We start from the raw sequence: 20,699 nt of genomic DNA on the forward strand, positions 1-20,699 counted from the left end.
GTTTAATCATCTTGCGGCTTATCTGCTTGCGCTTTTTGTTACAATAAAGAAGCCGAGGCGAAATGAAAATCACCCTTACAGCACCGTTTATTGACGCTATTATCCGCCTCCGATGTCGGCATAGGTCGATGCCCACGCAGGCATCCCGCTCGCACAATAAAAATGCTCTGCCGCCAGGAAAAGCCAATCTTTTTTTAAGGCACCCAAAATTACTCAGACATCAGGCGCCATCCAGCACTTCAAACGACCGCTGGTTTTAAACCCCTAGGCGTTAACTGTTCATTTACCAAAGCCAAGGCCAGCATTTTATTGTGCCGCTATTTTCACTATAGCTTTACGGTATTAAGCGAGGTGTAACAGCCCAATGTCATCAAATCATCATGCGCCTTTATTTACTTATTCATATTGCCAATAATATGAATAGCCTCTGCGAGTCCCAGCGACTAGGATTGCGACCCGGGTGATACCCTCCCGTAGGGAACATATAGCCTTAGCAACACCGGTATCCTTGCGTAGGATAGCCTGGGTTCCGTTTCTCTGCCTAATTAGCAGTGGTGGTGACATTACCTCAAGCCTCCAGCTTTAATATCATGGCGGAGTCTCTATCCCTGTGGCAAGGTCATTACGTCTCGCTAAATATTTAAGATGTCTCATGTTATCTGCTCTCTGCTCTCTGCTCTCTGCTCTCTGCTATCCGCGACATAATGACGTTTTATAAATCAGGTCAATGTATAGCAGCATTATCTCACCCGAATAAAAATCGAAAGGGTATTGTAATGTAACGGTATATAATTTACGTTCTATCCGTTGAATACCTTAATTACCGCCTGAGCCAAACGCTCTCTAATAGCCAGCGCAGCCCGACAGCGGCGTTCGGGCGGGCACCGAACGCGGATACGGCGAGATTTCAGTATAGGTAGGCTGAAGTATTGAGATAGGTTTTAGGTTAACCCATCACACATTTCGCCCCGTCGACACCACCCAACGCCGATGTACCCATAGCGAGGCCATAATCACCGCTCCGCCAACGATAAAGCTGGGCCAGTGCGGTTGTTGTTGCCAGATAGCCAGATTAACCAACAAGCCCGCCGGCACATGGACATTATTCATGATGCCCAGCGTACCGGCATCCACTTGGGTAGCACCGTAGTTCCACATGAAATAACCCAAGGCGGATGCGCCGATCCCCAGCCAAATGAGCACGCCCCATTGCAGCGATGTGGTGGGCAATTTCTGCGCGTTACCGAACAACCCCCAGGCGATCGCGGCCACCAGAAACGCCCCCAGGTAAAACCAGGAGAACGCTGAATGCTGCGGCATCGGCCAGACTTCCATCAGACGCTTGTATCCCACCATGCCTATGGCAAAACAGATATTTGCCGCCTGCACCAATAGCAATCCCCATAAGAAATGCTGACTCAGATGGTCATAACGGATAATCGCCGCACCGGCCACCGCCAGCAGTGCGCTGCCCAAATAGCCCCAGCGCAAACGCTGACCGCGCAACACATCGTAGATAAGCGTGATATACAGCGGCGTCAACACCGTAAACAGCAAAAATTCCTGTACGGTCAAATAAAGATAGGCCTGATAGCTGAACAAATACATGATGCCGAGCTGACAAGCACCCGTCGCCATATAGGCTAACAATTGCCGCGGAGGATAGCCGCGCCAGCGGAGAAACGGCAAAAAGACCAGCGCCGCCAGCGCCAGACGCATCAATACCGCAAAGGTACTGTCCACTTGACCTGCAAGATATTCGCCAATCAAACTAAAGGAAAAAGCCCACAGAATGGTGGTGATAATCAACAACAACACGTGGCGTCATCTCGGAAAAATAAAAAAACCAGTGTAACCGAAAGCGGTGCGGGAGAATATGGCAATCATGTTGACAGCTGTTCAACTATTAACCTTCCCACTCCCTCTCACCGCGATGTACAGAACGTAAACGGCATTTCCTGTGCAAGGGCTTTCGTTTGCTCCTTTAGGCGTAGGTTAATAGCCAGCCGTCAAATCATCTGGCGTTAGAGGATCCGAGGCGACGGCCAGCGTGCCGTCCGGCAAGCGCATAATAATTTGGGTACTGCCCATTACCGGTTTTATCACCACATGCTGCCCTTTTTCGCGCAGCAGGCGCAGCGTATCGGGGCTAAACCTCTTTTCCAGGCGTAGCTCATCTGGCATCCACTGTTGATGAAAACGCGGCGCCGCAGTGGCTTCGGCGATGTTCATCTTGAAATCGATGGTGTTAACCAGAATTTGCAGTACGGTGGTGATGATATGACTGCCGCCCGGGCTGCCGGTCATCAGCCAGGTTTTACCGTCTTTGACGACCAGCGTCGGCGACATGGAGGAAAGGGGACGTTTGCGTGGCGCTATAGCGTTTGCGTCCCCGCCGACCAGGCCAAAAATATTGGGCGTGCCGGGTTTAGCGGAAAAATCATCCATTTCATTGTTGAGCAAAATACCGCTGTTGCCGGCCATGATGCCGCTGCCAAAGTAGGTGTTAAGCGTATTAGGTGACCGCTACCGCGAAACCGCTTTTATCGACGACCGAGTAGTGGGTGGTTTGAATGCTTTCATAGGGCTGTAATTGCCCCGGCCGTACCGTGGACGAGGGCCGGGCATGATTCAGGTCAATTCGCTGCGCCAGCGTTTTGGCATAAGCCTTGCTGTTCAGGGCCTGCACGGGAAACGAGACAAAATCATGATCGCCCAGATACTGCGGCCGGTCGGCGTAAGCAAACTTCATCGCTTCCGACATGACCTGGAGCGCGTTGGCGCTACCGGCCCCCATTTTTGCCAAATCGACGTTTTCCAGAATATTGAGGATCTGGATAATGTGGACGCCGCCGGAGGAGGGCGGCGGCATCGTATAGATCTGATAGCCGCGGTAGCTGCCGACCACCGGCCGGCGCTCCACCGCCCGATACTCGGCCAAATCCCGGCGATTAATCAGGCCGCCGCGTCGGCGCATTTCCGCGCTAATCTGATCGGCGATTTCTCCATGGTAAAACGCGTGCGGCCCCTGACGGGCAATAAGCATTAAACTATGGGCCAACTGCGGCTGCCGCAACGTCTCTCCCTCAGCGTAAGGCTGTCCGTCGGCTTTAAAAAAAACCGCGCGACTGTTGGCATGATGAATCACATTTTCCCGACCATAATGGGCCAGGTCCCCCGCCAGCGCCTGATTGACGGTGAAACCCTTTTCCGCCAGGCGAATCGCCGGCCGCATGACCTGCGCCAAATTCATCGAGCCGTAACGGCTGAGCGCCAGCGTCAGGCCCGCTACGGTGCCGGGCGTGCCGGAAGCTAGCGGGCTGGTTAGAGAAAGCCGGCTATCGGCATTGCCATCGGCGCCGATAAACATTGTGCGCGAGGCGCCTTGCGGCGCCATTTCACGAAAATCAATCGCCGTTGTGTAGCCGGCAGGTGTGCGCAGCAACATAAAACCGCCACCGCCCAGGTTACCGGCCTGCGGATGCGTGACCGCCAGCGCGAACCCCATCGCCACCGCCGCATCTACCGCATTCCCGCCTTGGCGCAGGATAGCCACCCCCACCTCGGTCGCCGTTTTATCCACGCTCGCGACCATGCCGTGAGTCGCGGTAACCGGATGAAAAATATCATTTTCAACGCCGTAGGAAAGCGGTGCCACACTTTGCGGCCACGCGGCTGGCGTGGCCGAGACCCATAACATTAGCGCCTCGAGCCAGATGTTCAGACGCGGCAGGGAAGATAACCTCATAATGACTCCTGTCGATAAATGATTAGCTAATCATTAGTACGTTACCAATATCCCCTTTCTTTACCACTATCATTGGCCGAACACCGGCATATTGCGCAATTAAGGTGTAAAATTAGTAAGTGGATCACGACTGGAGAGCATGATGAAAACATATCCGGTGATGCGGGGTTGGCTGATTCCGCTTATGTTGGCCGCGCCGCCGGCGCTGGCGGCGACCAAGCCGCGACCGCCGGTGGAAGATCCCCTCAACCGGGCGCTTCAACAATTACAGAATCATATGGACAATAGCGCCCAACAGCAGAAATCACAGTTTCAGCAACAACAGCGGCAGCAAACCCAACAGCAGCGCCAGCAATTGCAGCAGCAGTTGGAAACCAATCAGCAACGCACCCGGCAAAAACAACCTTAACAGCGTGGTACTTGTCCTGAGTGCTGCGCCCCGGTCTCAGGCGTTGGCGACGTCAGCGTCAATCAGGTCAATGCGGTCAGGACAAAAAGTATTAACCCGGCCTACGTCGTGCAGGCCTTGTGCGGCGCAAGAGGGCCGCGCCCCGGTCTCAGGCGTTGGTGAAGTCAGCGTTAATCAGGTCAATGCGGTCAGGACCAAGTATGTTACCCACAGCCTACGGCGTGCAGGCCTTGTGCGGCGCAAGAAGGCCGCGCCCGGGTCTCAGACGTTGGTGAAGTCAGCGTTAATCAGATCAATGCGGTCGGTGCCAAAAGTGTTAATCACGGCCTACGCCGTGCAGGCCCTGTGCGGCGCAAGAGGGCCGCGTCCCATCTCAGGCGTTGGCGACGTCAGCGTCAATCAGGTCAATGCGGTCGGTACCAAAAGTGTTACCCACGGCCTACGGCGTGCAGGCCTTGTGCGGCACAAGAGGGCCGCGCCATCTCAGGAGTTGGCGAAGTCAGCATCAATCAGGTCAGTGCGGTCGGTACAGAGGGAGTCAACGCCACAGCCTAATAATGTGCGGGCGCGGTAAGGACTGTTAACGGTCCAGGCGAGAATATGCAGCCCGCTGGCTTTAATAGCCTCGACCCGATCCTCCGTCAATGCCTCATGCTGCAGGTGCAAGGCCCGGCACGACAATTGACGTGTCAGCGTCTCCCAGTCGTCGCGCCATTCTTCCAGCAGCAGCCCACTCCGGCGCCGCCTGAAACGCGGCCGCCAGCGCCGTCAAGGAAAATGAAGACAACAGCGGCGGCGTCATCCCTTGCCACAGCTGACGCGCGGCCAACGCCACGGCGCGGCCGGTTTTATCCTCAACACCGGTGGTAGGTTTGATTTCGATATTGACAGCCAACCCGTGCTGCCGACAACGCTCCGCCACCGACGACAATAGCGGCAGCCGCTCACCGCGAAAGGCCACATCGAACCATTCACCGGCCTCAATCTGCGATAGGGTAGACCACTCTAATTGACCGGCGATGCCGCTGCCCTGGCTGGTTCGTTCTAGCGTATCGTCGTGCAAAAGAAAAATTTGACCATCGGCGGACAGTTTGGCATCCACTTCAATCATCTGCTGACCCATAGCGGGCGCCGGTATCGATGGCGGCAAGCGTATTTTCCGGCGCCAGCGATCCCCCGCCACGGTGGGCAACAATGGTCGGATAAAGCCATTCTCTGGTCATATTTACACCCGGGTTCCACTTTGCGAGTCGAAATAGTGCCATGCGTCGGCCGGACAATGCAAATGCAGCGTCGCGCCGGGCGCCGGGAGATCGTCATGAGCCAGACGCACTACCATGGCACAGCCTTCCCAGTGGCCATGAGACAGATTATCGGCGCCCAGCCGCTCAAGTGTGGCCACCTCCAGGCGGCAGGTGACGCCTGCGTGTCGCGCTGGCGCTGTGGCCGAGGTCGCCTGACCGTTAATGCCGGCCGTTGTCGGCGTAAGCGCCCCTGGCCCAGCGGCCGCACCGGGTAACGTCGCCTTGACGGACACTGTGCCCACCCTCACCGCCGCTGACGTTCGTTCGTCACCGGTCACGCGCAAAACTTGCTCCGGGCGAATGCCGGCGGTCATCGCACGGTCGGCCCAGTCGGCGCGAGTAACGGGCAACGCCAACGCCGGCCCTGTATCCAGCCGCAGCCAGCGCCCGTCGGCGCTGACAAGGCCAGGTAACAAATTCATCGCCGGCGAGCCCATAAAGCCGGCGACGAACAACGTTGCCGGCCGGCGGTAAATTTCCGTCGGCGTGCCAATTTGTTCTACCCGGCCCCGATTAAGCACCACCACCCGCTCGGCCAACGTCATGGCTTCAACCTGATCTTGGGTGACGTAAAGACTGGTGGTCTTTAACCGACGATGCAATTGCTGTAGTTCCAGGCGCATCTGCGTACGCAGCTTCGCATCCAAATTGGAGAGCGGTTTGTCGAACAAGAACACCTCCGGTTCACGTACCAGGGCACGGCCCATCGCCACCCGCTGCCGTTGACCGCCGGAAAGCTCTCGCGGCTTACGATACAAAAGCGACTCCAGCTCCAATATGTTAGCCACCTGCTCCACCGCATGGCGGATCTGCTGTTTCCCGATACCGCGGATCTTCAGTCCGTAAGCCATGTTGTCGAACACGCTCATATGCGGGTACAAGGCATAATTTTGAAATACCATGGCGATACCGCGATCCCGCGGCTCGCAACCGGTGATGCGTTTGTCGCCGATATAAATATCGCCGGCCGACACGCTCTCCAGCCCGGCCACCAGGTGTAACAGGGTGGACTTGCCGCAGCCGGAAGTCCCGACCAGCACGATGAATTCACCGTCCGCCACCGTCAAATCCAGCGGCGCAATTATGGTGGTTTTACCGTCGTAGCTTTTAACGACCTGCTGTAATCGTAAACTCGCCATAATGCGTTATTTCTCGCTATCCACCAGGCCGCGCACAAACGCACGCTGCATGACTAAAACAATCGCCACCGGCGCAATCAGGGCCAACAGCATCGCCGCCATGACCTGATTCCATTGCGTAGTGCCGTCTCCGCTGGCTATCATGCTTTGGATGCCCGCAACCGCCGTACCCAGCGAAGCGTCGTTAATAATCAGCAGCGGCCAGAGATATTGATTCCAGCCATAAATAAAGGTGATCACAAACAGCGCCGCCAGATTGGTTTTTGACAGTGGCAGCAGGATATCCCACAAAAAGCGCAGCGGGCCGGCGCCGTCGATGCGCGCTGCTTCAAGCAGCTCATGAGGAACGGTCATGAAGAATTGTCGGAACAAAAACGTCGCGGTGGCGGACGCCATCAGCGGCAGCGTCATACCGGTATAGCTGTCCAGCATATGTAAATGGGCAATCACATCGACCGTGGGAAAAATCCGCACTTCCACCGGCAGCATCAGCGTCATGAAAATCAGCCAAAACGCCAGATTACGCAGCGGAAAACGGAAATACACAATAGCGAAGGCGGACAGCAGCGATACGGTGATTTTACCGACGGTGATACCGAGCGCCATGATCAGACTGTTTAACAACAGGCGGCTAAAGGGGACACTCTGGCCGCTAACACCCTGCGACCATACCTGATATAGGTTTTCCCACAGGTGGCCGCCGGGCAGCAGGCGCAGCGGGACCTGAAACACCTGATGTGAATCCAGCGACGCCGCCACCAAAGCCACATATAACGGAAACAGGATCACCGCGACACCTGCCAGCAAGAGACCATGGCTGAAGATATCCAGCCCGCGCCGCTGTTCAATCATTGATAGCGCACCTTACGCTCGATAAAGCGAAATTGGATAATGGTCAGTACCATCACCAGCAGCATTAGCACCACCGACTGCGCTGCGGAGCTGGCCAGATCCAACCCGGTGAAGCCTTCACGGTAGATTTTGTAAATCAAGGTGGTGGTGGATTGAACCGGGCCGCCGGCGGTGGCGGCGTCTATCACCGGAAACGTATCAAAAAAGGCATAGACCAGATTCACCACCAGCAAAAAGAAACTCACCGGCGCTATCAGCGGCAATGCCAGTTGGAAGAAACGCCGCACCGGTCCCGCGCCGTCTATGGCCGCCGCCTCGACCAGAGAACGAGGAATAGATTGCAGCGCGGCCAGGAAAAACAAGAAGTTATAGCTGATTTGTTTCCACACCGCGATCATCACCACCAACAGCATTGCCTGACCCGCGTTGCGGGCATGATTCCATTCATAGCCGAGACCGTGCAGCCAATAGCTGATAAGCCCGAAACCGGGACTAAACAGAAACAACCACAGTACCGCCGCCACGGCCGGTGCGACCGCATACGGCAACAGCAACAGCGTTTGATAAAGCCGTTTGGCGCGCAGCACATGATCGACCAGGGCGGCAAACAGCAACGCTAACAGCATTCCACACGCCGTCACCAGCCCGCTAAACACCAGCGTGGTGCCGAAGGAGGCCAGATAACCGGGAGCGGCAACTAAGCGGCGGAAATTGTCCAGACCGGCAAAGCCCCCGATCAGGCCGAACGGATCTACGTCCTGTAGCGAATACCACAGCGCCTTACCGGCCGGCCAAAGAAAAAACACCCCGGTCACCACCAGCTGCGGCAAAACCAGCAGCCAGGGCAATGCCCGGTGGGAAAAGCCGCGATGGCTGGCGGTCATCATGCACCCTTCTTCAGCGTCCGGCGCGCCCGCGCGATAACGGCGCGGGCGACGGCGTTTAGCGTGTGGATTGCTCGAAACGGCGCAGCAGCTGGTCGCCGCGCGCCATCGCATTATCCAAGCCCTGTTTAGGGGTGGCCTGACCGCTCCACACGCGCTCCAGCTCCTCATCGACCACGGTACGGATCTGCGGCATATTGCCCAAACGCATTCCTTTGGTAAATGACAGTGGCGGTTTGTTCATCATCTGACGAATCGTGATATCGGCGCCCGGATGTTGGTCGTAGTAGCCTTGTTGCTTGCTCAACCTATATCCGGCGGTAGTAACCGGCAGATAACCGGTTTGCTGATGCCATTCAGCGACGATGGCCGGCTCGGCCAAGAAATGCAGGAATTGAGCGACACCCTTATAGGTTGCCGCGCTCTTGCCGGCCATCACCCACAGGCTGGCGCCGCCTATCATGGCGTTTTGCGGCGCGCCTTTTACATCGGCGTCATAAGGCATCATGCCAACGCCATAATTGAATTTGGCGTACTGGCGCACGGTCGACAACGAGCCCGAAGAGCCAATAGCCATACCGCATTCGCCGCCATAAAACTTCGCCATATAGGCGTCATCGCGGCCGAAATAGCCGGCGCTGCCGTTCTTTAGCATGTCCGCCAGCAATTGGATGTGTTTAGTCTGTACCGGTCCGTTGAACACCAGTCGGGCATCGGTGCCGGCAAAACCGTTGTCCTGTGTCGCAGCCGGTAAGCCATGCCAGGCGCTGAAGTTTTCAATATGGATCCAGCCTTGGTAGCCGCCGTTGGCATAGCCGCAGGCCAGACCGGCTTCGCCCAGCTTAACCGCGTCCGCCGCCAGCTGCTGCCAGGTTTGCGGCGGCTGTTCGGGGTTCAGCCCCGCCCGTTTGAAGGCGTCCTTATTATAATACAGCACCGGCGTAGAACTGTTGAACGGCTGGGAGAGTAGATGGCCGGTTTTACTGTCGCTATAGTAGCCCAGTACCGCCGGCACAAAGGCGGATTCATCATTATTAATACCAGCGTCGCTAAACACCTGATACACCGGTTTAATAGCGTGGCTGGCCATCATGGTGGCGGTACCCACCTCGTACACCTGCAGGATAGCCGGCGCATTGCCAGTGCGCCAGGCGGCGATGCCGGCCGCCAGTTCCTGCGGGTAAGCCCCCTTATAAACCGGCACGATGCGGTAATCCGGATGCGTCTGGTTAAAACGGGTGGCCAGGCTTTCCACCTCTTTTCCCAGCTCACCTTTTATGGCGTGCCAGAAAGGAATTTCCGTCACCGCCCAGGCGCTTTGACTCACGACCCACATCAGCGCGGCGCACAGCGACGCGGTACGGACAAAGGGGTTTACCATGCCGTTCTCCTGAAACCTATAGTCAGTAACGGCCTGTAACATGACATGCGAAGATGACAGAAAAATAACATCAGGGTGACAGCGCTATGACGCACCGCCAAGCGGCCGTTTTATAACGATAGCTATGCCAGCGTCATGATATCGCGCGGTAAACGACGGTAATTGCGTTATACTGTCGTCGCCGGTCTTCGCCTGTCTCTGGGGATCGGGATAACGGTAACGCCTGTAAGGAACCCATGAAACTGACGATCGAACGGCTGACGGTATTAATCCCCCAGGATAAGCTTGATCTGGTAAAGATTTTGCCTGCCGTGGATATCGACGCGCTGCAACAGCAACTTACCGACTCCAATGTGCTGTTCGCCGCGCGCTTCAACGATCGGCTGCTGGGCGCGGTGCAGGTGGAGATTGACGCCGCCTGGGGAGAGGGGCGGCTGATGGGGTTATGTGTGCGGCCTGAGACCCGGCGGCTGGGCGTGGGCCTGTATTTATTGGCTGAAACCCGCCGCCAGATGCCCGATATTGTCTCTTGGTGGCTTAGCAATCAACAACCGCTGGAATATGCCGCCCTGCTGGGAAAATTCTTGTCCGCCTGCGGCTTCTCTGAAGAGCCTGACGGCTGGCATCTCCGTTAACGGCTCGCGCCCCGATCGGCCACCGGACACTATCATGACGCCGCGCTAAAACGCAACAGCCGGTGAATGATCACCGGCTGTGAAGGCGCCTACGGCGCCAGGAAATGCGCATGATATGCTGCCCATGCGACGGGACATCGCCGCACGGCCGTCAGGCTTCGATCGCCAGACGCATTTTCTTCATGGCGTTTTTTTCAAGCTGGCGCACGCGCTCGGCGGAAACGCCGTATCGGTCGGCCAACTCCTGCAGCGTACTTTTGTTGTCGTCATCCAGCCAGCGCGCACGGATAATGTCCTGGCTACGCTCATCGAGACCTTCCAGCGCCGCGCTCAGCTTATCGGCGGCGTGATCGTCCCAATTATCCTCTTCGATATCGTCGGCAAAGTCGGACGACTTATCCTGTAGATACAGCATCGGCGCCATTGACTGCCCTTCACGGCTGTCGTCTTCCGGCGTCGGATCGAATGTCATATCCTGCGCGGCCATACGGGACTCCATTTCACGGACGTCCTTGCTGGTCACACCCAGCTCTTTGGCCACCATTTCCACTTCGTCCTGGTTAAACCAACCCAGGCGCTGCTTGGTTTTACGCAGGTTGAAGAACAGCTTACGCTGCGCTTTGGTGGTCGCCACTTTCACAATACGCCAATTACGCAGCACGTATTCGTGGATTTCCGCCTTGATCCAGTGAACCGCAAACGACACCAGCCGCACGCCCACTTCCGGATTGAAGCGGCGGACCGCTTTCATCAGGCCGATGTTACCTTCTTGAATCAGGTCAGCCTGAGGCAAGCCGTAGCCGGAATAGTTACGCGCAATATGAACAACAAAGCGCAGGTGAGACAGGATCAGCTGCTTGGCCGCCTCCAGATCGCCCTGATAATGCAGCCGTTCAGCCAGCGCCCGCTCTTCCTCCGCCGTAAGCATCGGATAGGCATTGGCGGCCCTGACATAGGCTTCCAAACTGCCCTGGGGAACATAGGCTAAAACTTGCATATCTCTGATCATTCATGACCTCTCGCTAAAAACGTGGACGCCGTTCAAGAGAAAGCCCGGACCAGGACGCGACCCACTGCCATTGAACAGCCGATAATAAGACCGCGATCCCGTCGGTGAGTTCAGCAACCGCGGTACTTTGTCCCGATCTCATTATACCAAAAAAATGTTAGTCAGGTGTAAACCGGCGTAAATGTTGTACCGTCGCCAGCCAGGCCGCAAGCCAGCCAATCATGGCCGAAATCAGCAACAGCAGGATAGCCTCATCCCAGCTCAGTCCGTGCAGTACGAACGTGGTACCAAACACCGCCGCCACATTTGCCACCACCGATTCCAGCTGCCAAACCAGCGTGCCGGACAGGATTAGCGACAGCACCGCGCCACACAGCCCCAACAACGCCCCGCCGTTAAGAAACGGCCGCAGGATAAACCCATCAGTGGCGCCGATCAATTTCATGACGTTGATGGTGTCGCGCCGGCTGAAAATGCTCAGACGTATACTGTTGCCGATGACCAGGAATACCGCAATGACCATCAGAATGCCTATCATGGCGGACACCTTGCCGACCAGGCCGGTCAGCGCCGCCAGGCGGGCGAAACAGCTATAGTCCATCCGCACCTCGTCCACACCCTGAGTTGCGGCAACCCGGTCGCGCAGCGTCTTAAGCGTGTCGGCGCTCTGGAAATTGACCTTTGGCGTGATAATAGCCACCGCCGGCAGCGGATTCTCCTCCAGCATATCCATGGCGCCGCCAAAGCCGGACCAATTGCGGAACTCGCCCATTGCCTCTTCACGTGAAAGATAGTTGACTTTCGCTACGCCGTCCTCCTGTTTGAGCACGCCTATCACCCTCAGGGCAGCGTCATCATCCAGCACTTTATCCAGATAGACCGTCAACTGCGGCGTCGGGTACCACTGCTCCGCCGCCTGGCTGACGTTTTTCCATACCAAATAGCATAAACTGGACAACGTCAATGAAATGGCAATCACCATGACGGTTAACAGCGTGGCCAGCGGCTGTCGCCACATATCCGCCAGCGTATCCAGCCAGGCATAGCGCCACTGCTGCTTCCATCCGCCGCGCAGCGCCCGGGATTTCGCCGCTTTCGCCTCCCCCGCCGTTTGCGCGCGCGGCGGTTTTGCAGGCTTGTTCGCTCGATTGGGCCGGTTGAATTTATTCGCCATGGACGCCACCGGTCATTCTTCCCTGATTGAGCGTAAAAATGCGGTAATTCCGGCGCGCTATCAGTCCGGTATCATGGGTCGCCATCAACACCGTCACGCCGACGCGGTTGAACTCCTCAAACAGACGCAATATGCCCTCGGACAGCGCGTCGTCAAGATTACCCGTCGGCTCGTCGGCCAGCAGCACCGCCGGTTTGTTGACCACGGCGCGGGCGATACCGATACGCTGTTGCTCCCCACCCGATAACTGCACCGGGAAATTGCGCGCTTTGTCCAGCAGGCCGACTTTATCCAGCGCTGCGGACACCCGGCGACGGATGTCCTCAAGACTGGCGCCGGCGATCACCAGCGGCATCGCGACGTTGTCATAAACGGTACGGTCCATGAGCAGATGATGATCTTGAAAGATCATCCCGATCTGACGGCGCAGAAACGGGACTTCGCTGTTTTTCAGCCGGCTGATATCGTGACCGCCAAATAAGATATGTCCCGCGCTCGGGCGCTCAATGCCGCATATCAATTTCAGCAGGGTACTTTTCCCCGCCCCGGAATGGCCGGTCAGAAACGCCATCTCGGCCGGACGGAGGTGAAAATCCACCCCCTGCAATGCCTGTCGTCCGCCAAGATAGGCTTTGCTGACTTGTTCAAAGCGAATCATCCTTTATGAATCCTCTCGGGCAAAAAGTGCCTCTATAAAATCGTCGGCTTTAAAGGGCCGTAAATCCTCAATAGCCTCCCCGACGCCAATAAAGCGAATCGGGATGCTGAAGCGATCTGCCACGGCAAAAATCACCCCGCCCTTGGCGGTGCCATCCAATTTGGTCAGCGCAATGCCGGTCAGCCCCACCGCATCGTTAAATAAGTTGGCCTGGCTAACGGCATTCTGCCCGGTGCTGGCATCCAGGGTCAACATAACCTCATGGGGGGCCTCAACGTCCAGCTTTTTCATCACCCGGACAATTTTCTTCAATTCGTCCATCAGGTGCGCTTTATTCTGCAATCGCCCCGCGGTATCCGCGATCAGCACGTCAATACCGCGCGATTTAGCCGCCTGGATAGCGTCGAAAATGACCGAGGCGGAATCGGCTCCGGTCTGTTGCGCTATCACCGGAATATGGTTGCGCTCGCCCCACACCTGCAATTGTTCCACCGCCGCCGCGCGAAACGTATCTCCCACCGCCAGCATAACGCTTTTCCCTTCAGCTTGATAAAGACGCGACAGTTTACCGATGGTGGTGGTTTTCCCCACGCCGTTAACGCCGACCATCAGGATAACGAAGGGTGCTTTGCCCGTCACCTCCAGCGGCCGCTCTACCTTGGCGAGGATGGACGCCATTTCCGCGCGCAATTGACTATACAGCGCTTCAGCGTCCTTCAGATGGCGGCGATCGGCGTGGTCAATCAAACCATCAATTATTTTACGGGTGGTTTCGACGCCCACGTCGGCGACGATCAGTTGTTCTTCCAATTCCTCGAACAGATCATCATCGATTTTCTTGCCGCGAAACCTTCCGATAAATCCGGATCCCAGGTTCTGCCGGGTCTTCAACAGACTGTTTTTTAACCTGGCAAAAAATCCTGCGCGCTCGCCGTCTGGCGTCGGGCGCGGGACGATGTCTTCTTCCGCGGCCAGCGTCAATTCCGCACCGGCATCCTGACGGTTTTCCACCGCCGCGTCGACGATAGAGCCAGGCGTGGCGGCGGCGTAGATTGCGCGCGACGCGGTGGCGTCATCTTTCGCGGACGGCGCGCCGGCGTCGTTCCCTGGCGGCTTAACGACGGCGTCGGTTGCGATCGGCTCAGTGCCATTGTTCTCAGGCGACCTGGCAATAGTATTGCTCCCGGAGGACGTCACGCCGGAAAAACGGCGGGAGGTAAGCGCATCCTCGTGCAAGGCACTATCACGGGAAACCGCCGCCTCACGCCCTGCGTCAGCCGTGCCGCCGTGTGCGGGCAGGTGCACGACAGAGGCAATATCGGCCGCCGACTGCCGTTCGCGAGCGGTCTGGTTATCTCGCCCTGTCGCAACCTGCTCGGTGAGAGAAACGATTTCCGCCGCCATTCGCTGCGCGTCGTGCTCCCGGTCGTGCGGGGCCGGCACGGGCTCGTCACCCTGCGCCGGCGCCGTTGACAGCGGCGCAGCGGCGGGGCCCTCCGCGCTGGCAGGCGGCGTTGGCATCGGCTCAGCGGCAGAAGGCTTCGCCGCGCTGACAGGCAGCGTTGGCATCGATTCAGCGATGGCGCTCTGCGCTTGCGCAGCCGGCGCCGAGGTCCGATCCGGTCCCGGTCTGTCGGCTTGCGCCTGGGGTGACGCCGGTTCGACGGCCTGCGCCGCCTCATCATGCGCTGCGGTGGCGGCAACTGGCGCGTCGGTTTCGCCTCCGGCGCCCGGGGCGTCGGTATCCCGTTCGGCTTGCGGCTCGCTGCCTGCGTCATCGTACTGACGGTTAAAGCCTAACCAGGAAAAGAAACCGCGTTTTTTCTCTTTTGCCATTTGCGACTACACTCCTCGCCCAACAAGGTGGCGAATAAATAACCTGTCTGATAATACTCAGAGTTTACCACTTTACCCCGGCGGGCAACATGCTTCGCGGTGGGTTTTTGTTCCACAGGATAAATCAAATGCGAAATACCGTTTCCCACGTCCCTCCGTCCCGCTAGAATAGACTATCGTTGACATTCGTTGTGGTCTTTGCGCGCTTTGACTCGTAACAAGATATCTATGGCAAATAACAATACTGCACGCTCCGCCGGTCAAATCCGTATCATCGGCGGCCTCTGGCGCGGCCGTAAGCTGCCGGTGCCAGACAGCCCGGGTTTACGCCCGACCACCGATCGGGTGCGGGAAACGCTGTTCAATTGGCTGGCGCCGGTCATCCAGGGCGCTCGCTGCCTGGATTGTTTCGCCGGCAGCGGCGCTTTAGGTCTTGAGGCGCTGTCGCGTGCCGCCGCCAGCGTCACGCTGTTGGAGCAAGACCGCGCGGTCAGCGCGCAGCTTAGCCGGAACCTGCAGGTGTTGCAGACGCAGCAGGCGCAGGTCATCACCGCCGACAGCCTGCGCTGGCTCGCACAACCGGGCGACGCTTTCGATGTTGTTTTCATCGATCCCCCCTTTCGTCACGGGATGATAACCGCAACGGTGGCCGCGCTGGAGCAGCACCGGCGTCTGGCGGACGACGCCTGGATTTACATTGAAACCGAAACAGAAGGCCCCACCCCCGAGGTGCCGGCCCATTGGCAGCTACATCGGGAAAAAATCGCCGGTCAAGTCGCCTACCGGCTCTATATCCGTCACGCTACGCCGGAGAAGCAATATGATACTGATTAACCTGGGCCGTCTGTTAATGCTGATGATATGGGGCTTTTTGTTATTCAACCTAATACAGCCGTTTCCGAAACCGCTGAAATATTTTCTCGATATTGTACTGTTCTTTATGGTGGTGATGCATGCGTTGCAGCTAACGCTGCTGAAAGCCACGCTGACCAAAGACGAGGCCAAGCCCCGCGCCGCTTTTCAGGAGCGGGTTTTTCTTTTCGGCGTTTTTGAAATGGTCGCCTGGCAGAAGCAGCAGCGGGCGCAGCGCCCCGCCGGCCGCGGCCGTTGAACCCCTGTCGCAATACCGCCTGCGCAGGAACGCCCCGGCGACCGGTATGAGGGGGCTTAAGGTATTCAGCCGGCTGATTAGGGTTTCTTACCGGGCAAATAGGGAAACATGGTGACGTTATCGCCCAAATCGGAGATGCGGGCGCTGCCCTTTTCGGTCACGACGTCAATGCGAATGACGGCCTGCAGCGGGATGTAGCTGCGGCTGACGCCGTTAAACTCCGTCTTCAGCTTTTCCTCGGAGGGATCGACCACCAGATTGCTGTGGCTACTGAAGACAAAATCGCCGATCTCGATAAATCCGAACAGGGGACTTTGACTCAGCTCACGGACAAATAGCTGATAATTTTTGCCATTGTTAATAAACTGAATGCGATAAATAGGCTGCTCGCTGCTCATAAACCTGCTGTCTCCCGCAATGTGTACGCATGAATTGCGCAGGAAAAAAGTGGCGCTAACATAGCATGAAGGCCGGCAACGCGCATCTGCCTCGACCGGGATGTCAACGCCATGGCACCTAAGCGCCGTCGCAAGACGCCCTGGACCGTTATCATCGCGGACGTCATCGCCGATAATCAACTCACCACGCACCAAAAGGAACGCCAATGCTTTGGTCTTTTATGGCAGTAGTCTTCTCGGGATGGCTGTACGTTGACGCCTCTTACCGTGGCCCGGTCTGGCAACGCTGGCTGTTTCAACACATTACGCTGCTGTTACTGCTGGCGCTTGCCTGGCAGGCGCCGGGCTTGACCGCCACCGGCTATTTGATCATCCTCGGCCTGCTGGCCACGCTCGCCGGAAGCGCACTGCTGATGCTATCGAGCGAACGGCTGCTTTACGCCGTCGGCGCGTTCTTTCTCTGCCATGTGCTCTATACCATCGGCTTCGCCAGCCGCATGACACTGGCGATATTCTGGCCGATGCCGCTGACGCTTTTGCTTCTCGGCGCGGCGTTGATTATGTTGCTCTGGTCCCGACTTGACGAGTTACGTTGGCCGGCACCTATATTGGCGTCACGCTGCTGACGGTCTGGGTCGCGGGTGAACAATATTTCCTGCTCGGCAACGACTATACCTTCTCGCTACTGGCGGGCACCGCATTGCTGCTGGTGGCGGCGGCCGTCTGGTTAATCAGTCATTACCGCTATCCGTTCAATGCTTCCCGCGCGGTGTTCGCCGCCTGCTACTTCGCCGGCCATTTTTTAATAGTGCGCTCGCTGTATCTTTGACCTTTTGCCCATGCGGACGGTTGCGTTCAGGCCGCCGCCCGCCCTTTACGCAACAGGTAACGGTAAGGCAGCTGTTCCGTCGCCTGCGCCAGCAAGGTATGCTCCATAAACCGGCAAAAGCCGGGGATATCGCGGGTGGTGGCCGGATCGTCGGCGATAATCAGCAATGTCTGACCCTCGGCCATATGGCGCACGGTTTTACGCACCATCATGACGGGTTCGGGGCAGCGCAGGCCGCGAGCGTCCAGGGTGTGATCCGCGGCGGCAAAAGCATCAGGCATACAGGATATCCACGTTTAGCGTTATAAGCGTCGGGCCACTAGTTTACGCCGGTAAACGACAGCTGCAAGCGGGGCAACGGTTAAACGATTCTCCCGTTGCATTGACGGCACAAAAAGGTATCATGCGCGCGCGGAAAAAAGCATCCGGCATTCTGGGTTCCCTCACCCCATGGTTAAAAAAGGTTATATCATGTTCAGATTTTCGCCACGACAGCGGTTACACGCCTTGACTGGGCTGGCACTATTTCATTTATTGATCATCACATCAAGTAATTACCTGGTGCAGCTGCCGGTATCGATTTTCGGCTTCACCACCACCTGACCTGGGGCGCAGGATCATCCTCACCGTCATGGTACCGGCGCTGCTGATATCTTATTGTGTCTCGTCGCTGTTTTATCAGGGCGAATGGCAGGGATTTGCCGCGCTGGGGACGTTCAACCTGTTCGTAGCCCGTATCGCCTGCGCCAGTTTTATGGCCTATGCCATCGGCCAGATTCTGGATGTACACGTTTTCAACCGTTTGCGCCAGCGCGGCCGGTGGTGGATCGCGCCGACCGTTTCCACGCTGTTCGGCAACGCCTCCGACACGGCGGCCTTTTTCTTTATCGCCTTCTATCAAAGCCACGATCCGTTTATGGCAGCCCACTGGGTCGAGATAGCCACGGTGGATTATAGCTTCAAGCTACTGATTAGCATGATTTTCTTCCTGCCGATGTATGGCGTGCTGCTCAACATGCTGCTTAAACGCATCGCCCGCCAGTCCAATCCCGGATTACTCCGGCTGAGTTAATCCCGCCATTGCGCTAAACTCTGCCCATGCTTGTTCGCCGGCGATTCCGTCAACGCTTACCCGCCGCTCTCCGGCGCAAGCGTACCCAGTGACGGGACGCTATCACAAGCTTCGCTTAAAAATACGCAGCCGGCGACAGGGGATGCTATGTTTTCTAATGTTAATCCTGCCGGTCAATGCATATCAAGGCGCAGGAATAACGGGCAGACGGCGTCTCAACGGGGCCAGCAGCTGCCGGTTGTGGCAGCATCATCTGCTGATGGGATCCACCGCCTAAGGGGCGGAATAATATGGAATTAGAAGGTAAATCTATGCGTAAAGTAGCGAAGTATCTGGGCATTGGGATGCTTGTACTCGGCCTATCGGCCTGCGATAACAGCAAAGATCAGGAGACCGCCGGCGCACATGACAGCGCGGCGCAGGCCCAGGCCAAGGCGGAGAATAAAATCAGCCTGCTGGATGGCAAGTTAGCGTTTACATTACCGGGAGATATGAGCGATCAAAGTGGTAAAGTCGGGACCCAGGCGAACAATATGCATGTCTACGCGGATTCGACGGGCCGCAAAGCGGTGATAATCATCCTGAGCGATGATACGCCGCAGACGTTGGATACGCTGGCGCAACGTCTGGAAAACGAGCAACGCGCCCGCGATCCGGACTTGCAAGTCGTCACTAACAAAGCGATCACCGTCAACGGCAAACCGCTGCAGCAGTTGGATAGCATTATCGCCAGCGGCGGCAAGCAGGCCTATTCGGCGGTGGTGCTGGGGAAAGTGGACGATCATCTGCTGACGATGCAGGTGACCTTGCCGGCGGACGATCAGCAAAAAGCCCAGATCGCCGCGGAAAGCATTATCCAGACGCTCACGTTTGAATAATGCCGACAACGGCGCGTCATGTTCAGTCAACCTGACGCGGCCTGCGTGTATGAGCGCACTGCGTCATCGCTTTTCGCGCCAATATTACCGCTTCGGCGCGTCAGGAAGACTCTTCCGCCTCGGCGTCGCGCTGCAGGGACAAGGTCATCAGCAGTCCCGCAAACACCAGCAGCGCGGCGGCGAGATAAATGGAGGCCGCCCCGGCACGCGCCATCAACATCCCCGCCAGGGGGCCGACAATGCCCAACGCCAAATTCATAAACGCGGTAAAGGTCGCCAACGCGCTGCCTTGATTCTGTGGCGGAACCTGTTTCATGGCCACGACGCCCAGCGCCTGGAATACCAAGGAAAATCCAGCCCCGGTCAGCAACGCACCGAGTTGAGCGGCGAACGGTGTCGGCGTCAGCCATACCAGCACCAGGCCGATAATCTCGACCGTGTAACACACCAGCGAGACCGCTAAACCGCCGTAACGGTTAATACTATTGGGAAACAGTAACCGGGTGCCGACAAAGGCGGCGCTGAACAGCGGCAGGGCGAAGGCCGCGCCGTCCCAACCACGGGAGGCATAAAACAGTGTGATGAACGTAGCAATGACGCCGAAGCCGCAGGATGCCAATCCCAGCACCAGTCCGTAACGCCATATCTTGCCCACCACCGCGCTGAAAGGGATTTTCTTGCCGGCCAGCGTTTTTACCGTCGGGCGAGGCAGCGCAAAGCCGATAGCGACGCCCGCAACCAGGATAATCACCGCCGAGAGCAGCCCGAGTCCGCCCAGGTGATGCAGCCACACCCCGAGCGGCGCGCCGATAGCCAATGCGCCATAGCTGGCGACGCCATTCCACGAGATGACACGGCCGATATGGCTGTAACCCACCGCGCCGACGCCCCAAAGTGTGGCGCCGGTGCCGACAAAGCTCTGGCCAAGGCCAAGAATAACCCGCCCCGCGCACAATAAGGCCAGCGCCACGACGGGCAGGGATTCGGTCCACAGCGAGAAGAGATAACACACGCCGCTGAGCAAACAGCCGTCCAGCCCAAGTACGACAATGCGCTTTGGGCCAACCCTATCAGCATAGCGCCCGGCGTAAGGCCGGCTAAGCAGCGTCGCCATATATTGTAAACTGACCACCAGCCCCGCCCAGACGGCGCTGTAGCCCATATGATCGTGCACATAACCCGGCAGCACCGCCAACGGTAGACCGATGGTGAGATAATTGACGAAGTTGAATACCACCACCGAAAGAATACGCAAGGTGAGTCGCCACCCGCTGGTGACCGGAGGGGGGGAGGATCCTGGTAGGGGCATCGAAAACTCGCGGCAAATAACACGTAAACGGCGGCGACATAGCCAACCCGACACATAGTTGATGAGTATAACA

At 57.3% G+C, this 20,699-nt stretch carries 17 protein-coding genes and 4 pseudogenes; 7 read left to right on the forward strand and 14 right to left on the reverse strand.

Features of this window, described 5'->3' with window-relative positions; all coding sequences use genetic code 11:
* Positions 1–954 precede the first annotated feature (954 nt).
* Together JZM24_RS08720 and ggt are read right to left on the reverse strand one after the other, a co-directional pair.
* Entirely contained in the window at positions 955–1,818 is an 864-nt protein-coding gene (locus JZM24_RS08720; protein WP_215669355.1) for a carboxylate/amino acid/amine transporter, read from the reverse strand.
* Positions 1,819–1,995: 177 nt separating this feature from the next.
* Positions 1,996–3,700: pseudogene (gene ggt, locus JZM24_RS08725) on the reverse strand (gamma-glutamyltransferase).
* A gap of 190 nt (positions 3,701–3,890) precedes the next feature.
* Between ggt and JZM24_RS08730 the strand changes: the two are divergent.
* The gene (locus JZM24_RS08730) at positions 3,891–4,157 is read left to right on the forward strand and encodes a DUF2756 domain-containing protein (RefSeq protein ID WP_215669356.1); all 267 of its coding nucleotides are present in this window, start codon (positions 3,891–3,893) and stop codon (positions 4,155–4,157) included.
* Positions 4,158–4,640: 483 nt separating this feature from the next.
* Here JZM24_RS08730 and ugpQ read toward each other — a convergent pair.
* The 5 genes and pseudogenes from ugpQ to ugpB all read right to left on the reverse strand — a co-directional run bounded on the left by ugpQ (position 4,641) and on the right by ugpB (position 9,717).
* A pseudogene (ugpQ, locus tag JZM24_RS08735) lies at positions 4,641–5,380 on the reverse strand (glycerophosphodiester phosphodiesterase).
* A 2-nt stretch (positions 5,381–5,382) separates the two neighbouring features.
* Positions 5,383–6,600, reverse strand: coding sequence for a sn-glycerol-3-phosphate ABC transporter ATP-binding protein UgpC (gene ugpC / locus JZM24_RS08740; RefSeq protein WP_215669357.1), 1,218 nt, complete (start codon positions 6,598–6,600; stop codon positions 5,383–5,385).
* Between the two features lie 6 nt (positions 6,601–6,606).
* On the reverse strand, positions 6,607–7,452 hold the full coding sequence (gene ugpE, locus JZM24_RS08745; protein WP_215669358.1) for a sn-glycerol-3-phosphate ABC transporter permease UgpE: 846 nt from the start codon (positions 7,450–7,452) through the stop codon (positions 6,607–6,609).
* Positions 7,449–8,336, reverse strand: coding sequence for a sn-glycerol-3-phosphate ABC transporter permease UgpA (gene ugpA / locus JZM24_RS08750; protein WP_215670070.1), 888 nt, complete (start codon positions 8,334–8,336; stop codon positions 7,449–7,451). Before ugpA ends, ugpE begins: the two co-directional genes overlap by 4 nt.
* Positions 8,337–8,394: 58 nt before the next feature.
* The gene (gene ugpB, locus JZM24_RS08755; RefSeq protein ID WP_215669359.1) at positions 8,395–9,717 is read right to left on the reverse strand and encodes a sn-glycerol-3-phosphate ABC transporter substrate-binding protein UgpB; all 1,323 of its coding nucleotides are present in this window, start codon (positions 9,715–9,717) and stop codon (positions 8,395–8,397) included.
* 236 nt (positions 9,718–9,953) lie between these two features.
* Here ugpB and panM point away from each other — a divergent pair, with 236 nt between their 5' ends.
* Positions 9,954–10,352, forward strand: a complete 399-nt coding sequence (gene panM, locus JZM24_RS08760) for an aspartate 1-decarboxylase autocleavage activator PanM (protein ID WP_215669360.1) — start codon at positions 9,954–9,956, stop codon at positions 10,350–10,352.
* A gap of 151 nt (positions 10,353–10,503) precedes the next feature.
* On the opposite strand, the gene rpoH is transcribed toward panM, so the two are convergent.
* The 4 genes from rpoH to ftsY all read right to left on the reverse strand — a co-directional run bounded on the left by rpoH (position 10,504) and on the right by ftsY (position 15,029).
* On the reverse strand, positions 10,504–11,361 hold the full coding sequence (rpoH, locus tag JZM24_RS08765; RefSeq protein ID WP_215669361.1) for an RNA polymerase sigma factor RpoH: 858 nt from the start codon (positions 11,359–11,361) through the stop codon (positions 10,504–10,506).
* Positions 11,362–11,518: 157 nt separating this feature from the next.
* Complete coding sequence (gene ftsX / locus JZM24_RS08770; RefSeq protein ID WP_246579920.1) at positions 11,519–12,535, reverse strand: permease-like cell division protein FtsX; 1,017 nt, start codon at positions 12,533–12,535, stop codon at positions 11,519–11,521.
* A complete protein-coding gene (gene ftsE / locus JZM24_RS08775) occupies positions 12,525–13,193 on the reverse strand; it encodes a cell division ATP-binding protein FtsE (protein ID WP_215669362.1) in 669 nt (222 codons plus the stop codon). The genes ftsX and ftsE overlap by 11 nt, the downstream gene beginning before the upstream one ends.
* A 3-nt stretch (positions 13,194–13,196) precedes the next feature.
* Positions 13,197–15,029, reverse strand: a complete 1,833-nt coding sequence (ftsY, locus tag JZM24_RS08780; protein WP_215669363.1) for a signal recognition particle-docking protein FtsY — start codon at positions 15,027–15,029, stop codon at positions 13,197–13,199.
* A gap of 228 nt (positions 15,030–15,257) precedes the next feature.
* Here ftsY and rsmD point away from each other — a divergent pair, with 228 nt between their 5' ends.
* Both rsmD and JZM24_RS08790 read left to right on the forward strand, forming a co-directional pair.
* Complete coding sequence (gene rsmD, locus JZM24_RS08785) at positions 15,258–15,863, forward strand: 16S rRNA (guanine(966)-N(2))-methyltransferase (RefSeq protein ID WP_215669364.1); 606 nt, start codon at positions 15,258–15,260, stop codon at positions 15,861–15,863.
* Complete coding sequence (locus JZM24_RS08790) at positions 15,853–16,140, forward strand: DUF1145 family protein (protein ID WP_215670074.1); 288 nt, start codon at positions 15,853–15,855, stop codon at positions 16,138–16,140. The genes rsmD and JZM24_RS08790 overlap by 11 nt, the downstream gene beginning before the upstream one ends.
* A gap of 77 nt (positions 16,141–16,217) precedes the next feature.
* Here the strand turns inward: JZM24_RS08790 and JZM24_RS08795 are convergent, their stop codons facing one another.
* Positions 16,218–16,538, reverse strand: a complete 321-nt coding sequence (locus JZM24_RS08795; RefSeq protein WP_074012110.1) for a DUF1820 family protein — start codon at positions 16,536–16,538, stop codon at positions 16,218–16,220.
* Positions 16,539–16,744: 206 nt separating this feature from the next.
* Between JZM24_RS08795 and JZM24_RS08800 the strand changes: the two are divergent.
* Positions 16,745–17,367 (forward strand): annotated as a pseudogene (locus JZM24_RS08800) (lysoplasmalogenase).
* Positions 17,368–17,393: 26 nt separating this feature from the next.
* On the opposite strand, the gene tusA reads toward JZM24_RS08800, so the two are convergent.
* On the reverse strand, positions 17,394–17,648 hold the full coding sequence (gene tusA, locus JZM24_RS08805; RefSeq protein ID WP_215669365.1) for a sulfurtransferase TusA: 255 nt from the start codon (positions 17,646–17,648) through the stop codon (positions 17,394–17,396).
* Between the two features lie 190 nt (positions 17,649–17,838).
* On the opposite strand from tusA, the pseudogene JZM24_RS08810 reads away from it, so the two are divergent.
* Together JZM24_RS08810 and JZM24_RS08815 are read left to right on the forward strand one after the other, a co-directional pair.
* Positions 17,839–18,439: pseudogene (locus JZM24_RS08810) on the forward strand (7-cyano-7-deazaguanine/7-aminomethyl-7-deazaguanine transporter).
* 311 nt (positions 18,440–18,750) lie between these two features.
* Complete coding sequence (locus JZM24_RS08815) at positions 18,751–19,317, forward strand: DcrB family lipoprotein (protein ID WP_215669366.1); 567 nt, start codon at positions 18,751–18,753, stop codon at positions 19,315–19,317.
* Between the two features lie 100 nt (positions 19,318–19,417).
* On the opposite strand, the gene JZM24_RS08820 is transcribed toward JZM24_RS08815, so the two are convergent.
* On the reverse strand, positions 19,418–20,626 hold the full coding sequence (locus JZM24_RS08820) for an MFS transporter (RefSeq protein WP_215669367.1): 1,209 nt from the start codon (positions 20,624–20,626) through the stop codon (positions 19,418–19,420).
* Between the last annotated feature and the right edge of the window lie 73 nt (positions 20,627–20,699).

Origin of the sequence: Candidatus Sodalis endolongispinus (genome assembly GCF_018777395.1) — a bacterium.
Taxonomy (GTDB): domain Bacteria; phylum Pseudomonadota; class Gammaproteobacteria; order Enterobacterales; family Enterobacteriaceae; genus Sodalis_B; species Sodalis_B endolongispinus.

Coding starts and splice junctions, on each gene's coding strand:
- JZM24_RS08730 (WP_215669356.1), top strand. CDS start 3,891: ATGAAAACATATCCGGTGATGCGGGGTTGGCTGATTCCGCTTATGTTG.
- ugpC (WP_215669357.1), bottom strand. CDS start 6,600: ATGGCGAGTTTACGATTACAGCAGGTCGTTAAAAGCTACGACGGTAAA.
- ugpE (WP_215669358.1), bottom strand. CDS start 7,452: ATGATTGAACAGCGGCGCGGGCTGGATATCTTCAGCCATGGTCTCTTG.
- ugpA (WP_215670070.1), bottom strand. CDS start 8,336: ATGACCGCCAGCCATCGCGGCTTTTCCCACCGGGCATTGCCCTGGCTG.
- ugpB (WP_215669359.1), bottom strand. CDS start 9,717: ATGGTAAACCCCTTTGTCCGTACCGCGTCGCTGTGCGCCGCGCTGATG.
- panM (WP_215669360.1), top strand. CDS start 9,954: ATGAAACTGACGATCGAACGGCTGACGGTATTAATCCCCCAGGATAAG.
- rpoH (WP_215669361.1), bottom strand. CDS start 11,361: ATGATCAGAGATATGCAAGTTTTAGCCTATGTTCCCCAGGGCAGTTTG.
- ftsX (WP_246579920.1), bottom strand. CDS start 12,535: ATGGCGAATAAATTCAACCGGCCCAATCGAGCGAACAAGCCTGCAAAA.
- ftsE (WP_215669362.1), bottom strand. CDS start 13,193: ATGATTCGCTTTGAACAAGTCAGCAAAGCCTATCTTGGCGGACGACAG.
- ftsY (WP_215669363.1), bottom strand. CDS start 15,029: ATGGCAAAAGAGAAAAAACGCGGTTTCTTTTCCTGGTTAGGCTTTAAC.
- rsmD (WP_215669364.1), top strand. CDS start 15,258: ATGGCAAATAACAATACTGCACGCTCCGCCGGTCAAATCCGTATCATC.
- JZM24_RS08795 (WP_074012110.1), bottom strand. CDS start 16,538: ATGAGCAGCGAGCAGCCTATTTATCGCATTCAGTTTATTAACAATGGC.
- tusA (WP_215669365.1), bottom strand. CDS start 17,648: ATGCCTGATGCTTTTGCCGCCGCGGATCACACCCTGGACGCTCGCGGC.
- JZM24_RS08815 (WP_215669366.1), top strand. CDS start 18,751: ATGCGTAAAGTAGCGAAGTATCTGGGCATTGGGATGCTTGTACTCGGC.
- JZM24_RS08820 (WP_215669367.1), bottom strand. CDS start 20,626: ATGCCCCTACCAGGATCCTCCCCCCCTCCGGTCACCAGCGGGTGGCGA.